Here is a 14,059-nt window from a genome sequence, read left to right as displayed (position 1 = left end):
CAGCCTCCGGGTGAGCTGAACGCAGCCGCCACGGTGGCCTCGCGCGCCGCTCCCCGGCGGCGCCGGGCGCGCCTCACGCGGCAGCGGCCGCCGCCAGGAACGCCTGCGAGAGCTCCGACGGCGCCGGCAGCGCCGCGCTCGCGAGCCCCCGCCGGGCCACCGCGAGCCAGCGCATCGGGTCGGCGACCGCGCCGCTCGCGATCGCCGCGAGCAGGCGGCGGCGCATCCAGTCCTTGCGGCGGTAGAAGCTCGTGCCGTGCTCGGCCGTCGGGCGCGGGACGTAGCTCGCCAGCGAGACGTGCGTCTTCTCGTGGAGCAGGAGATCCGCGAGCGCCGTGAAGGCGACCGCGTCGTCGCGCAGGAGCACCGCGGTGAGCAGCGCCCGCACCCGCGCCGACGCGAGGTTCACGCTGATCCCGCTCCCGTCGGTGTGCGCCATCTCGTCGGGGCCGTAGAGGTCCTGGTGCACCCAGATCGGCGACGCCGGCAGGTCCGCGGACTCGGAGATCGCCGCGTCGAGCCGCTCGATGATCGTCATGGCCGCGGCCACGGCGCGGACGCCGGGCACGTCGATCGCGGTCTTGAGGAGCGCCTCGCGCGAGGTGCGGGGCATCGGGCACGGCGCGGCGCCCGGCGCCCGCGGAGGCGCCCCGGCGGCGGCCTGGAGGGGCTGCGACGCCGCGCCCTCGCTCGCGAGGCGCCGCCAGAACGCCTGCGCGAGCGGCTCGTCGAGCGCGAGGTACACGAGATCCCCGGGCCGCACGCCGGCGGCCTCCCGCCCCATGGCGGCCTCCGGCCCCGGACCGGAGGCGCCGAGCGGCCAGCGGGCGGTGCTGCGGACGTGGCTCGACGACAGCGACGGCGCGGCCTCGAGGGGGCGGAGCGCGCCGGTCCGGTGCGCCTGGAGCAGCTCGCGCAGCGTCAGCGGCGCGCTCCGGTAGTGGACCTGGCCGAGCGGGGAGAGCGCCGCGCCCGAGGGCCGCTGGCCGGTGTCGGCGACGATCGACCGGAAGAGGGGCGCGTCGAGCAGCCCGCTCGCGAAGCGGATGACCTGCTCGGGCGCCGCCACCGTGGGGGTGCGCGCGACCGGATCGAGCTCGTCGACCGCCTGCGCGGACGCGATCGTGATGCTCTCGCCGAGCAGCGCCGCGTGGAGGAGCCGGTCGAGGACCGACGAGAGGCGGTGATCGACCGCGCGCAGGAGCTCGCGGTCGTACAGGGCGTCGCGCAGGACGAACCGCTCGAAGGCCGCGACGAGCGCCGCCTCGACCGCCGTGGACGCGGTCGCCGCGACCGCCGAGCGGCCCTTGTTGAGCGGCACGCCGAGCGGCAGCTCCGCGACCAGGCCGAAGCCCGCCGCCATGATCGCCCGCGCCAGCTCGCGGTGAAGCCCGAGCTCGGGGCCAGGGAACGGATCGATCCGCGCCGTCACCGTGAGCCCCTTCTGGGTGATCGTGAGCTGCGGCTCGATGCCGTCGCCCCGGCCCACGAACAGCTCGACCGCGCCGCAGAGCTCGCCCGACGGCGGGAGCCGGAGCGGCACCTCCGCGGCGCGGCGGAGGCGCCCGCGCGCCGAGTTGACGAGCGCGCCGTCCACGTAGATCCGCGCGACGGTCGCGTCGACAAGCCCCACCGCCGCGGTGACCTCCGCGGCGAGCGCGGGCCGCGAGATCGGCTGCGCGAGCGACAGCCTCACCGAGGTGCCCGTCGCCGGGCGGCGGGGCGGCTCGGAGGCGCGCTCGTCGACTCGGCGCGCCGGGGCGCCCGCGCGGCCGCCGTCCGCGTACGGCGCGGGCGGGGGGCGGGGCAGGGACAGGAGCGTCCACGAGAAGTCCTCGTAGGGCGGCCCCCCGCCGAGCGGCGCGACGAGCAGCCGGTGCCCGCCCGAGGGCGTCGCCGTGACCACCTCGATCCACGGCGCGATCTCGAGCACGGAGAAGAAGCCGATCCCGTGCTCGCCGATCGCGTCGGGCTCGCCCGCCTTGCCGCTCCGGAAGGGCACGAGCAGGTCGGCGAGGAGCTCGGTCCGGCTCATGCCGCGGCCTTGATCGGTGACCGAGATCTCGCGCCCGTCCTCGGACGAGCGGACGTCGATGCGGGCGCCGGGCGGCGACGCGTCGAGCGCGTTCTGGAGCAGCTCGCGGAGCGGGCCGATCCGCGACGACGCCTGCGCGTAGATGGTGCGGGAGAGGATGCGCTGCGCGAGGTCGGGCACCGTGGCCTCGCCGCGGCAGGCGGCGACGAGCGCGAGGCGCTCCGCGCTGCTCGCCTGCAGGTAGGCCTCGGCGCGCCCGTGGATCCGCACGAGCAGGAGCTCCGAGAAAAGCCCGTACGAGATCTGGGTCATGGCTCGCCTCCAGACGTCCTTTCGCCGGGCCGGGGCGCCGCGAAGGCCGCCCCGTCCACGGGTTCGCCGACGATGAGATCGCGCTCGAGATCGGCCTCGCGCACCCCGGAGGCCCGGTCGAAGGCGGCCCGCAGCGCGTACCAGTCGCTCCAGCCCGAGGGGCGCCGCACGGCCGCGCTGTCGTCGCGGATGAGCAGGAGCCGGCGCGTGCCGAGGCACGGCAGCGGCCCCGCCGGCCGCCGCCCCGGCGCGTCGGGGAGCGGCGGCGCGCCCGGCGCCCGGCGCGCCGCCGCGCCCGCGCCGCGGTCCGGCTGGAGCCGGCTCCGGCAGAGGGCGACCATCGTCGTGTGCGGGCTCGTCGCCCGCGCGACGAGCAGCGGCAGCCCGGAGAGGTCGCCGCGGCGCCGCGCCAGCGCCGAGAGCGTCTCCGGCGCGTCGATCTCGAGCTCGTCCTCGAGCAGCTCGCGCTCGCCGGGCAGGTGCGGCTGCCACTCGCGCTCCGCCCAGAAGCTCTCCGGCACGAACAGCCGCTCGGCCACGCTCGGCCCGAGGAACCCGAGCAGCGCCTCGCGCCGCTCGGGGGTCACCATGCAGCGCCCGGGGCCGAGCAGGGCGCGCGCGAGATCGAGGGCGACCTCGTCCCAGCCCGCGGATTGCAGCATGAGCGCGCTGATCTGGGCGGCCATCTCGGCGAGCCTGTCGCGCGTGCGCCGGCCCTCGCCGCTCGCCGCCGCGAGCTCGATGAGGCGCCGGTAGAAGGCCGTCGCGACCGCGGTGAACTCCGGCCCGACCTTGAGCGCGTCCCGCCCCTCGGTCAGCTCCACGGCGGCCGGGAAATCGATGAGCGCGAGCTCGGCGAGGGCGAGGCAGGCGTCGACCTTGACCCCGGCATGGAAGGTGGCCGCCGAGATGCTCGGGAGCAGCCCTCGCCCGCCGACGTGGAAGCGCGCGAGGAGCGCGTCGCCGAGGTGGGTCCGCGCCTCCAGCGCGGCCGCGCCGGGGGCCTCTGGCGCGACCGCGATCCGCTCCTGGATGAGCTGCCCGCCGGAGATCAGCCGGCCGTCGTTCACGGCCGCGCCGTCGATCAGCACGAGGGCGCGGCTCGCGGGGAAGAAGTGGAGCGCGTCGCGCAGGTACGCGCGTACCGTGGCCGTCTCGAGCAGCGCCGAGGTGACGCGCACGCGCGTCCCGAGCAGCGGCGCGATCCGGCGCACCGAGCACATCAGGGCCGCGGTGAGCTCGGGCGACGCGCGGCCGCGGGCTTGCCCGGGCTCCTCCGAGGCGCTCGCAGGCGCGCTGCCCGCGTCGCCCGCGCTGGGCCAGGCCACGACGCGGATCGCCCATCCCTCGACGCCGTCGCCGGTGGTGACGTGCAGGCTGAAGCTCTCCGGATCCGAGAGCCCCAGCCCGAGCACGGAAAAGAACCCGACCCCGAACCGGCCGAGATCGATCCCTGGCCGCTTGTCCGTCGCGAACGGGATGAGCAGCCGTGAGAGGATTGCCCGGAGCCCCATGCCGGCGCCGGCGTCGCTGACCTCGACGCGCCCGTCGGTGACGGCGACGTCGACGACGGGCTGCGGCGCGCGGGCCGCGTCGGCGGCGTTGAGCACGAGCTCGATGAGCGGCCGGAGCGGATGCCCGAACTGCCGGCAGATCTCCTCGTCGAGGATCTTGAGCAGGTAGGCGCGGTCGATGGGCGGCTCCGCGAGGTCGCGCTGCCCCGCGCACAGCGCCTCGAGCGCGGGGCGGTGCAGGCCGACGGCGACGAGCTCGTGCAGCGCCCCCAGAAAGTACAGCCCGGCGTCGCCCGGCAAAGGCGCGGCGCGTCGGTCGCCGCCGCCCCCGTCACCCCCCGCTCCGTAGTGCGCGTGCACGCTCGACTGCTCCCCCTCACGCCCGCCCTCGACATGCCCCTGCGCGAAGTGCGCGCACCCACCGTGCGAATGCGCGCCGAGTGAGCGCCGAGTGGCGGACGAGCGACGGCGCTTTCACCGCCCGTGCCGAGCCGAACCGTCGGGCGTCGACCGTCCGTCCTTCAGCGCGCGGCCGCCGGGGGCGTCGGCCTCTCGCCGCCTCGACTTACCCGGCGGCTTGGTGCTCGCGCGGCGAGCTCGGTGCGCCGCGCGCTTCGTCCTCGTCCGCGCTGCCCGCGCCCTGGGCGTCGCCGAGCCGCGCCGCGGCCCCGCGGGGGAGCGCTGCGCCCTGGGGGAGGGTGGTGCTCAGGGGCAGCGGCGTGACGCTCAGGGGCAGCGGCGTGACGCTCTGGGGCAGCGGCGTGACGCTCTGGGGCAGCGGCGTGACGCTCTGGGGCAGGTCGGAGAGCTCGGGCAGGTTGGAGAGCTCGAGCGCGCTCCACTTGCCGGGGGGCGGGATCGACGTCACGCCGGCGCGCTCCCGCTCCAGGCGCGCGTTCAGCTCGCCCCCGATGAGCAGCGCGAGCGCCAGGAGCCACAGCCAGAACAGGAAGATCGCGACGGTCGCGAGGCTCCCGTAGAACGTGGCGTAGCGGCCGAGCGTGGCGACGTAGAGCGAGAAGAGGGTCGACACGGCGGACCAGAGCACCACCGTGAGCACCGCGCCCGGGAAGATCCGGCGTCGCTCGATGTTCGGGCGCTGGATCGAGATCCTGAAGAAGGCGGCCACCATGCAGATGACGAGGCCCCCGGGGAGGGCGAAGGCGACGATGCGGGCGCCTGTCGATCCGGAGAGCGAGCCGATCAGCACGCCCACGCCGGCGACCACGGGCACCACGGCCAGGCTGGCCATCACGCACGCCGCCGCGATCGCCCTGCGCACGTACCAGGGGCGCTCGCGCGTGTTGTAGATCGTGTCGAACACGCCCATGGCGGTCGAGATCCCGGAGGACGTGATCCAGAGGAAGCCGGTGATGCTGATCGGCGCGACCGCCGACGACTGCGAGAGCCGGATGAGCTCCTCCGAGACGAGCTTCGCGACGTCCGGGGGCGCCGCCTGCAGGATGGGCCGCACCACCACATCCGACCACTGGTGGATCCGGCTGAGCACATAGCCGGCGAAGGCGGCGAGCGGGATGAGGCTGAGGAACGCGTCGAAGGCCATCGCGCTCGCGGCCCGCGGCCCGTTGTGGCGATCCAGGCTGACGATGACGCTCCACACCGCCTTCGCTGCGCGGTGGTGCGCGATCTGTTGCCGGATCCGAGCAGGCACGGAGGGCAGCGTCGCTCTCCCTCGTGCGGGGCGCAATACCATCCACCCCGCCGCCGCGCGCGGCTCATCTCGGGACGGCGGCGATGTCCGCGCAGCGGCGCTGCGGCGCTCCGGCGCGCGCCTAGGCGTCGGTGTTCCTGTCGGCGGCGAGGAGGCTCTGTACGGCGTAGGGCACCGACTCGACGCCGGCGAGCTCGGCGAGGGCGTAGGCGATGTGCTCGCGGCTCGCGTGCGGCGGGATGCCGACGATCGCCCAGGAGCCGCCCTCACCGCGCTGCAGGTTGCTCCCACGCTCGACGCGCATCGCGGCGAGCGCGGGGTAGACGGCCACCGTCATCCGCTTCGGCCGGAGGCGGTCCAGCGTGCGCATGGCGAAGGCGATCCGGTCGAACTCGCTGGGGTCCCGGTACTCGACGTGCCGCGCCCTGTCGATCTCCACATGATGGGCATCACGCTCGCGCACGTCGGGAGCATAGCCCAAGCAGGCCGCCGCGCCGCTCCGGCCTGCGGCCCCGGACGGCGGCTCGAGCTGGCTCGAGCGAGCCGCGGGTGCCGGCGCCGGCCGGCCATGCTACGCGCCGAAGCGCCATGGACAGCCTCCCCCTGCTCGCCGATCACCCGTACGCCTCCTTCCTGGATCAGGTCGAGAAGCCCGCGCGCTACGCGGGCGGCGAGGTCGGCTCGGTCGTGAAGGACTGGGCGTCGGTCGAGGCGCGCGTCTGCCTGGCATTCCCGGATGTCTACGACATCGGGATGAGCCACCTCGGCTTCAAGATCCTCTACAAGCTGCTGAACGACGACCCGCGCACGCTGGCCGAGCGCTGTTATACGCCCTGGGTCGACATGGAGGCCCAGCTCGTGAAGCGCGGGCTGCCGCTCGTGTCCCTCGAGTCCGCGCGCCCGCTCAGGGACTTCGACGTCGTGGGCTTCTCCCTGCAGTTCGAGCTCACGTACTCCAACATCCTCACGATGCTGCACCTCGGCGGCGTCCCGCTGCGCGCGGCGGACCGCGGCGAGGACGACCCGATCGTGATCGCGGGCGGCCCGACGGCGACCCACCCCGAGCCGATCGCCCCCTTCCTCGACGCCATCGTCATCGGCGACGGCGAGGAGAAGGCGACCGAGGTCGCCCTCGCGTGGGCGCGGCTCAAGCGCGAGGGCGTGCCGCGGCGCGAGCGGCTCGTCGCGATCGCGCGCCTCGGCGCCGTCTACGTGCCCTCGCTCTACGCGACCCGGCGCGATCCCGACACCGGCTTCGAGGTCGTGGACCGCCCGCTCGCCTCCGGGATCCCGTTCCCGATCGAGCGCGCCCTCGTCGACCTGAACAGGTACCCGTTCCCCGACGAGAGCCCCACGGGCGGGCCCGAGGCCATCTTCGACCGCATGTCGATCGAGATCGCCCGCGGCTGCACCGAGGGCTGCCGCTTCTGCCAGGCCGGCATGATCTACCGGCCCGTCCGCGAGCGCGATCCCGAGCAGATCGTCGACACCGTGATGCGCGCGGTGCAGAGGTCCGGCCAGGACGAGGTCTCGCTCACGGCGCTGTCGACCGCCGACGTCTCGTGCATCTCGCCGCTCATCAAGAAGGTCACCGAGCGCCTCACCGCCGAGCGCATCTCGCTCGGCGTCTCGTCGCTGCGCGCCTACGGGCTCGAGCCCGACCTGCTCGACGAGCTCAAGCGCGTGCGCGCGACCGGCCTCACCTTCGCGCCGGAGGCGGGCTCCCAGCGGATGCGCGACGTCGTGAACAAGAACGTCACGGAGGAGCAGCTCCTCGAGACGGCCGAGCGCGTGTTCAGCCGGGGCTGGGGCAAGATGAAGCTCTACTTCATGATCGGCCTGCCGACCGAGACCGACGAGGACGTGCGCGGCATCGTCGAGACGGGCGCCCGCGCGGCCGGCGCCGGGAGGAGGGCTGCGGGCAAGGGCAAGCCGGTCGACGTGACGGTCAGCGTCTCGACCCACGTGCCGAAGCCTCACACGCCCTTCCAGTGGGCGGCGATGGACACGCTCGGCGAGGTCGGGCGCAAGCAGCAGCTGCTCAAGGACACCGTGCGGCCGTACCGCGCCGTCACGCTGAAGACCCACGAGGCCCACGCCAGCGTCCTCGAGGGCATCTTCGCCCGCGGCGACCGCCCCCTCGCCGACGTGCTCGAGCGCGCCTGGCGGCGCGGCGCCCGCTTCGATTCGTGGGAGGACAAGCTCGATCTCGCGGTGTGGGAGGAGGCGTTCACGCACGTCGGCGTCGACCGCGAGAAGTACCTCGGCACCCTCCCGGTGACGGCGCGGCTGCCCTGGGATCACATCGACGTCGGCCTCGAGGAGGGCTTCCTCGCGAAGGAGTACAGGAAGGCGCTCCAGAGCCGCCTCAGCCCGCCGTGCGGCAAGGTCGCCGGCATGTTCGTCCACCACACGAACCTCGACGACGCCAGGGCCGACGCGCGGCGGCTCGTCTGTTACGACTGCGGCGTCGCCTGCGACATGACGCAGATGCGCGAGGAGCGGCTCACCTTCCTCGATCGGCTCGGCGCCCACCGGCGCTCGCTGCCGGTGCTCACCGACGCAGGCGCCGCGCCGCCCGTGGCCGCCGCGGGTCCCTCCGGCGCGCCTGCGCCGAAGGGCCGCGGCGGCTTCCGCTACCGCTTCCGCTTCGAGAAGGCCGGGCCGATGGCGCTGCTCGGCCACCTCGACGTCGTGCGCGAGCTGCCCCGCGTGCTCCGGCGCGTCGGCGCGCCGATGACCTACACCGCGGGCTTCCACCCGAAGCCCGACATGACCTTCTCGCCGGCGCTCTCGCTCGGCGTGATCAGCCTCGACGAGTACGTCGACCTCCGCCTCGAGCGCGATCTCGATCCCGCCGCGCTCGACGCGCTCGTCGCCGCGATGTCGGCCGCGAGCCCGCGCGGGCTCGTGTTCAGCGGCGCCGTCAAGCTCGGCCCGGAGGACCCTTCCCTGAGCAAGCTCATCGCCGGCGCGCGCTACGCGCTCGCCTTCGCGCGCTCCGCGATCGGCGGCGACGCGGAGGCGCTCCTCGCCGCTCGCTGCAGCGCCGCCCTCTCGGCCGCGTCGCTCCCGATCCGCCGGGAGATCGACCGGCTCGCCAAGATGGTCGACGTGCGCCAGTACCTCGTGCGGGCCGAGGTCGGCGGGCCCGAGGTCCACGCGGCGCTCGCGCGCGCCGGGCTCGTCGGCGATCTCGTCGCCCTCGAGGTCGAGGTCGACATCCGCGGCTCGGGTGCGGTGAAGTCGTCCGAGGTCGCGGCGGTGATCACGGGAGAGCCGGGGGAGGCGCCGGGCGCGATCACGCCGCCGCCGCACCGCGCCGTGCGGCTTCAGCTGTTCGGCCGTACCTCGCCGGCGGGCTCCGCAGCGGGCGAGCGCTTCTCGCTCTTCGATCTCGAGCGGGCGCGCCGCGTCAAGCCGACTCCGGAGCGAACACCGGCCCTCCCGCTCGCCGCGGACGCCGAGTGAGCCAGCCCGGGACGGTCGTGTCGTAAAGATCCTCCCGGCGGCGGTGACGGGGCGCGGTGCACGAGGCGCGGAGCGCGCGCGGGCGATCGCTCGGGGATCGGCTACGCTGCGCTTTGCTTTATGGAAAAGGAGGCTCACGAGGCGGCGTGCTGCGCGGCGCGCCTGGCCGCGGCGGGGGCGGTCGGCGCGAGCGTCGCCCACGAGCTGCGCAACGCCCTCGCGGTCGCGGAGTCGTCGCTCTACCTGGCGCAGCGCGACCTCGACGATCGGCCTCGCCTGCTGCGCCACCTCGACCGGGTGACGTGCGAGATCCGCAAGGCGCACGAGGTCATCGGCAGCGTCCTCGGGCTGGCGCGCGGCGAGCCGCTGCGGCGCGAGCCGGCGCACCTCGGCCGGCTCATCGAGGGCGCGCGGCACGCGCTGGTGCTGCCCACGGCCGTCCGGTTCGAGGTCGCCGTCGCGCCGGCCGACCTCACGCTCCTGTGCGACCCGATCCTGCTCGAGCGCGTCTTCTCGAACCTCTACCTCAACGCGATCGAGGCGTTCGACGAGGGGCCCGGCGGCGTGATCGTCACGCGGGCGTGGAGGGGCGACGAGCGCACGCACCTCGAGATCGAGGACAACGGCCCTGGCGTTCCTCCGTGCGTGGCCGACCACCTCTTCGAGCCGCTCGTGACCGCCAAGGTGAAGGGGACCGGCCTCGGCCTCGCGCTGAGCCGGGTCATCGTCGAGGCGCACGGCGGTGAGATCACCGCGACGGCGGGCCGGTGCGGGGGCGCGGCGTTCCGCATGTGGTTGCCGAACGCGTGACGGGCGCGCAGCGCGGCGCGCTCCCCGGGGCGCATCCCCGGCGTGCTATCGTCCTCTCATGCAGGTGAAGCACCGGACGGCGGAGCGCGGCCCTTTCCGCGCGGAGCACCTCCGCGCGGGGGATCCGTACGAGCTGTCGAACGGCCACCCCGTCTACTGCGCCCCCACGGGGGGGCGTGCCTCGGGGCCGAACCACCTGGGCAGCTCGGTCGTGGGGTGGGACCCGGCGGTCAAGGAGGTGGGCGTGGACACGGGATACTCCCCGGAACCGGGCACCCTCCGCGCGCCGGACGTCGCGGTGGGGAACGTCCCCGACAGGCCGGGCTGGGTGAAGGGCGTGCCGGAGCTCGCGATCGAGTACGCCGACGTGGGGCAGGACGAGGAGGCGCTGAAGGAGAAGATCGCCGACCTGCTCGCGGCCGGTACGAAGCTCCTGTGGGTGGTGCGCCTCACCGGTCCACGGCGGGTCGAGGTGCACGAGCCGCGCCGGAAGGTGCGCGTCGCGCTCCCCGGGGAGCTGCTGAGCGCGCCGGGCATCCTGAAGAACGCGGTCCGGGTCGAGGCGCTCTATGACCGCAGCGAGGCGGAGAAGAGCACGCTGACCAACCTCCTCCAGCGGCGCGGATACGAGGATCTCGACGCCGTGCTCGATGCAGGGCGCGAGGAAGGCCGCGAGAAGGGGCGCGAGGAAGGCCGCGAAGAGGGGCGCGAGGAAGGCCGCGAAGCGGGGCGCGAGGAGGGGATCCTCGAGGGCAAGCGCGACGCGCTGAGGCGTGTCCTCGCGCGGCGAGGATTGCGGCTCACGAAGGCGGCCGCGGCGAAGATCTCGTCGTGCAGGAGCGAGCGCGAGCTCGACCGCTGGCTCGATCGCGCCCTCGTCGCGTCGGCCACGGCGGAGGTGTTCGGCCGCGCGGGCCGTTGACCCGGGCCCGCGCGCCGCACGGCTCAGGCGCGGCCGCGGCCGCGGACGAGCTCGGCGATCGCCTCTCCCAGGCCCTCCAGCGTGAGCGCGAACATCGGGAAGATGCTCTTGATCGCGTCGACGGTCGGGTGGGGGTAGGGGCCGATCCCGTCCGGGTTCAGCCACACGGCGCGGTCGAAATGGTCGCGCAGCATCATCAGCCAGGCGACGCCGGGCAGCCGCGCGTCGGGATCGAACGAGGAGCCCGCGCCGCCGCCGGAGCCCGACGAGCCGAGCAGCTCGTAGGGCGCCATCGAGGCGTCTCCGACCATCACGAGCTTGTGGTGCTTGCCGCACTCGCGGAGGAGCTCGCGCACCGGGACGGGGTCGAGGAGCCCCTCGGTCCTGAAGACCCTCTCGTAGACGCAGTTGTGGAAGTAGTAGCTCCTCAGCTCCTTCCAGTGCGTCGCGCGCTTCGCCGCGCTGAAGAGCTGCGACACGAGCGCGGCGCTGGGATCCATCGAGCCGCCCACGTCCATCATCAGGATCACGCGCGTGTTCGGCCGGCGCGGGGGCCTCGTGACGATCTCGATCTCGCCCGCGTTCCTGGCCGTCGCGTCGATCGTCGCCTCGATGTCGAGCTCGCGATCGCCGCCCTCGCGCGCGAAGGCGCGCAGCTTGCGCAGCGCCACCTCGATCTGGCGCACGTCGAGGGTCACATCGCTGCGGTAGGGGTGGTAGCGGCGGGCGTCGGCGTTCTGCACGGCGCCGCTGCGCCCGCCCGCGGGGCCGCCGACCTGGATGCCGCTCGGATGGAAGCCGCCGCGGCCGAACGGCGAGGTGCCGCCGGTCCCGATCCACCGGCTGCCCCCGTCGTGGCGCTCGCGCTGCTCGCGGAGGCGCTCCTCGAACCGCCGGAGCACCTCCTCCAGATCGAGCTCCTCGATCATCGCCCTCTCCTCGTCGGAGAGGGCGCGCATCTTGATGGGATCCCGGAGCCACGAGAGGAGCTCCTCCGTCACCGCCTTGGCCTCCACGTGCACGCCGCGGAAGTGCTGGGCGAACGCCAGATCGAAGTCGTCGAGGTGCGCCTCCGAGTGGACGAGCATCGCCCGCGCGACGTGGTAGAAGCCCTCGAGAGAGCTCTCGTGGAGGCCCGCGGCGAGCGCGCGCGCGAGGCCGACGGCCTCCTGGGCGCCGACCGGGACCTTGCGGGCCCGGAGCTCGTAGAGGAACGCGACGAACATCGCTACGACCGGAACCGCCTGCCGCCCGCCAGCTGATCGGCCAGCGCGACAAGGTCCTGCTCCTTCTTGAGCAGCGCGCCGAGGAACGGCAGCGCCTTGTCGAGCTTCACCTCGCCCACGCCCGCCCTCCGCAGGACGGCGATCCAGTCGATGAGCTCGCTCGTCGAGGGGCGCTTCCGGATCCGGGTGTTCTTCCGGATCTCGTAGAAGACCTGCATCGCCTGGTCGGCGAGCGCCCGATCGAGATCGGGGTGGTGGACGTGGAGGATCTCCCGCATGAGCTCGGGCTCCGGGAAATCGATGAAGTGGAAGACGCAGCGGCGCAGGAACGCGTCCGGCAGCTCCTTCTCGTTGTTGCTGGTGATGATGACGACGGGCCGCTCCCGCGCGGCGATCTCGTCGCCGGTCTCGGTGATGCGGAAGCGCATCCGATCGAGCTCGTGGAGGAGATCGTTCGGGAACTCGAGGTCCGCCTTGTCGACCTCGTCGATGAGGAGCACGACGCGCGCCGGGGCGTTGAACGCCTTGCCGAGCGGGCCGAGCTTGATGTACCGGCGGATGTCGCGGACATCGCCGTCGCCGAAGCGCGCGTCGTAGAGCCGCTGCACGGTGTCGTAGACGTAGAGCCCGTCCTGGGCCCGCGTGGTGCTCTTGACGTGCCAGGGGATGAGCTCGGCCGACAGGCTCCGCGCGATGGCCTCGGCGAGCAGCGTCTTGCCCGTGCCGGGCTCTCCCTTGACGAGGAGCGGCCGCTCCAGGACCAGCGCGCAGTTGACGGCGGCCTCGAGCGCCTCGCTCGTGAGGTAGCGTTCGGTGCCGCGGAAGCGGCGGAAGTCGGACATGCCGGAACGGTAGCACCCCCGGTCGAGCGCGGCGGACCGCGCGGGATCAGAGCCAGTCGCGCGCGAGGTAGGCCGTCCACGAGGCGGCCCGCTCCCAGAGGGGGCGCTCGGCCCAGCGCGCGGCGGTGATCTCGTGGCAGTGGGCGAGGTCGTCGGCGAACATCCGCTCCATCGCGCCCGCGAACCCGCGGTGCGAGACGACGGCGTTCACCTCGAGGTTCATGCGGAGCGACTGGCTGTCGAGGTTGGTGGAGCCGACGGTGGACCAGAGGCCGTCGATGACCGCGGTCTTGGCGTGAAGGACGCGGCCGCGCCACTCGAACATGCGGGCGCCGGCGTCGAGGAGGTGGCCGTAGATCGCGCGCGACGCGAGCAGGACCGCGGGCACGTCGGTGGTGCCGGCGACCATGATCCTGACGTCGACGCCGCGGCGGGCCGCGGCGGAGAGCGCGTGGATGATCCGGAGCGGCGGCAGGAAGTACGCGTTGGTGATGAAGATCCTGCGCCGGGCGCGCTCGATGGCGTGCCGGTAGGCGTCGCGGATGCCGTGGCGGTGCCTGCGGCGGGGGAGGTCGTTGCTGATGATCTGGACGGCGGGATCGGGCCTGCGCTCGGCGTAGCCGTAGCGCTCGTCGTCGATGGGGGCGCCGCCCGTGCGCTGCCACGTGCGCAAGAAGAAGTACTGGAGCTCGGCGGCGGCGGGGCCCTCGATGCGGAGATGGGTATCGCGCCAGTCGGCGCCGCCATCCTCCAGAGCCGCGTAGTCGTCGGAGAGGTTGAGGCCGCCCGTGAAGGCGATCGCACCGTCGACGATGAGCGCCTTGCGGTGGTCGCGGCGGGCGACCTTGCCGAGCGGGGCGGAGAGGTCGAGGGGGCGGAAGGCGTGGGGCCGGACGCCGGCGCGGCGGAGCCCGTCGAGGAAGGACGACGAGACGGAGGAGCCCCAGGCGTCGAAGAGGACGTTCACCTCGACGCCGGCAGCCGCCCGCTCCATGAGCGCCTCGGCGAAGCGCTGGCCGGTCCGATCGACCCGGAGGATGTACGTCTCGAGGCAGATCGTGCGCCGCGCGCGGGCGATGGCCTCGAGCATGGCCGGGTAGGTCTGCGCGCCGTCCTTGAGGAGCGCGAGGCGGTGCGCGCCGACGGTCATCTCGGCGAACGCGGGCGCGGGAGGGGGCTGGGACATGCGGCGGGGGCCAGGCTGCCCGGGACGAGGCGGCGCGATGATAGCGCGGACGGGCGCGTGACGTCCCGG

General features: G+C 74.1%; 10 protein-coding genes. 3 read left to right on the top strand and 7 right to left on the bottom strand.

What is annotated here, in order from left to right; genetic code table 11:
• Positions 1–73: 73 nt before the first annotated feature.
• The 4 genes from WMF44_RS34755 to WMF44_RS34740 form a co-directional block, all read right to left on the bottom strand.
• Positions 74–2,347, bottom strand: coding sequence for an ATP-binding protein (locus tag WMF44_RS34755; RefSeq protein ID WP_437294342.1), 2,274 nt, complete (start codon positions 2,345–2,347; stop codon positions 74–76).
• Positions 2,344–4,221 carry an ATP-binding protein gene (locus tag WMF44_RS34750; RefSeq protein ID WP_437294341.1) on the bottom strand — a complete coding sequence of 626 codons (1,878 nt, stop codon included), beginning with the start codon at positions 4,219–4,221 and terminating at the stop codon, positions 2,344–2,346. The genes WMF44_RS34755 and WMF44_RS34750 overlap by 4 nt, the downstream gene beginning before the upstream one ends.
• A 205-nt stretch (positions 4,222–4,426) precedes the next feature.
• On the bottom strand, positions 4,427–5,533 hold the full coding sequence (locus WMF44_RS34745; RefSeq protein ID WP_437294340.1) for a YihY/virulence factor BrkB family protein: 1,107 nt from the start codon (positions 5,531–5,533) through the stop codon (positions 4,427–4,429).
• Between the two features lie 121 nt (positions 5,534–5,654).
• Positions 5,655–5,996, bottom strand: coding sequence for a hypothetical protein (locus WMF44_RS34740; RefSeq protein ID WP_437294339.1), 342 nt, complete (start codon positions 5,994–5,996; stop codon positions 5,655–5,657).
• A gap of 125 nt (positions 5,997–6,121) precedes the next feature.
• On the opposite strand from WMF44_RS34740, the gene WMF44_RS34735 reads away from it, so the two are divergent.
• The 3 genes from WMF44_RS34735 to WMF44_RS34725 all read left to right on the top strand — a co-directional run bounded on the left by WMF44_RS34735 (position 6,122) and on the right by WMF44_RS34725 (position 10,736).
• Positions 6,122–9,004, top strand: coding sequence for a TIGR03960 family B12-binding radical SAM protein (locus tag WMF44_RS34735; protein ID WP_437294338.1), 2,883 nt, complete (start codon positions 6,122–6,124; stop codon positions 9,002–9,004).
• A gap of 120 nt (positions 9,005–9,124) precedes the next feature.
• Positions 9,125–9,814 carry a sensor histidine kinase gene (locus tag WMF44_RS34730; RefSeq protein WP_437294337.1) on the top strand — a complete coding sequence of 230 codons (690 nt, stop codon included), beginning with the start codon at positions 9,125–9,127 and terminating at the stop codon, positions 9,812–9,814.
• Between the two features lie 58 nt (positions 9,815–9,872).
• Positions 9,873–10,736, top strand: a complete 864-nt coding sequence (locus WMF44_RS34725) for a Uma2 family endonuclease (RefSeq protein ID WP_437294336.1) — start codon at positions 9,873–9,875, stop codon at positions 10,734–10,736.
• Positions 10,737–10,759: 23 nt separating this feature from the next.
• Here the strand turns inward: WMF44_RS34725 and WMF44_RS34720 are convergent, their stop codons facing one another.
• The 3 genes from WMF44_RS34720 to clsB are packed head-to-tail and all read right to left on the bottom strand — an operon-like array spanning position 10,760 to position 13,990.
• Positions 10,760–11,962, bottom strand: coding sequence for a vWA domain-containing protein (locus tag WMF44_RS34720; protein WP_437294335.1), 1,203 nt, complete (start codon positions 11,960–11,962; stop codon positions 10,760–10,762).
• Positions 11,963–11,964: 2 nt separating this feature from the next.
• Positions 11,965–12,804: an AAA family ATPase gene (locus WMF44_RS34715; protein WP_437294334.1), complete on the bottom strand. Its 840-nt coding sequence runs from the start codon at positions 12,802–12,804 to the stop codon at positions 11,965–11,967.
• A gap of 46 nt (positions 12,805–12,850) precedes the next feature.
• On the bottom strand, positions 12,851–13,990 hold the full coding sequence (gene clsB / locus WMF44_RS34710) for a cardiolipin synthase ClsB (RefSeq protein ID WP_437294333.1): 1,140 nt from the start codon (positions 13,988–13,990) through the stop codon (positions 12,851–12,853).
• Between the last annotated feature and the right edge of the window lie 69 nt (positions 13,991–14,059).

Source organism: Sorangium sp. So ce426, from assembly GCF_051475585.1.
Taxonomy (GTDB): Bacteria; Myxococcota_A; Polyangia; order Polyangiales; family Polyangiaceae; genus Sorangium; species Sorangium cellulosum_B.
The sequence above is the reverse complement of the archived record's forward strand: the minus strand, read 5'-3'. Positions and strand labels throughout refer to the sequence as shown.

What these genes read in the sequence shown, in the direction of transcription:
- clsB (WP_437294333.1), bottom strand. Translation starts at nt 13,990, where the DNA reads ATGTCCCAGCCCCCTCCCGCGCCCGCGTTCGCCGAGATGACCGTCGGC.
- WMF44_RS34735 (WP_437294338.1), top strand. Translation starts at nt 6,122, where the DNA reads ATGGACAGCCTCCCCCTGCTCGCCGATCACCCGTACGCCTCCTTCCTG.
- WMF44_RS34715 (WP_437294334.1), bottom strand. Translation starts at nt 12,804, where the DNA reads ATGTCCGACTTCCGCCGCTTCCGCGGCACCGAACGCTACCTCACGAGC.
- WMF44_RS34755 (WP_437294342.1), bottom strand. Translation starts at nt 2,347, where the DNA reads ATGACCCAGATCTCGTACGGGCTTTTCTCGGAGCTCCTGCTCGTGCGG.
- WMF44_RS34725 (WP_437294336.1), top strand. Translation starts at nt 9,873, where the DNA reads ATGCAGGTGAAGCACCGGACGGCGGAGCGCGGCCCTTTCCGCGCGGAG.
- WMF44_RS34730 (WP_437294337.1), top strand. Translation starts at nt 9,125, where the DNA reads ATGGAAAAGGAGGCTCACGAGGCGGCGTGCTGCGCGGCGCGCCTGGCC.
- WMF44_RS34720 (WP_437294335.1), bottom strand. Translation starts at nt 11,962, where the DNA reads ATGTTCGTCGCGTTCCTCTACGAGCTCCGGGCCCGCAAGGTCCCGGTC.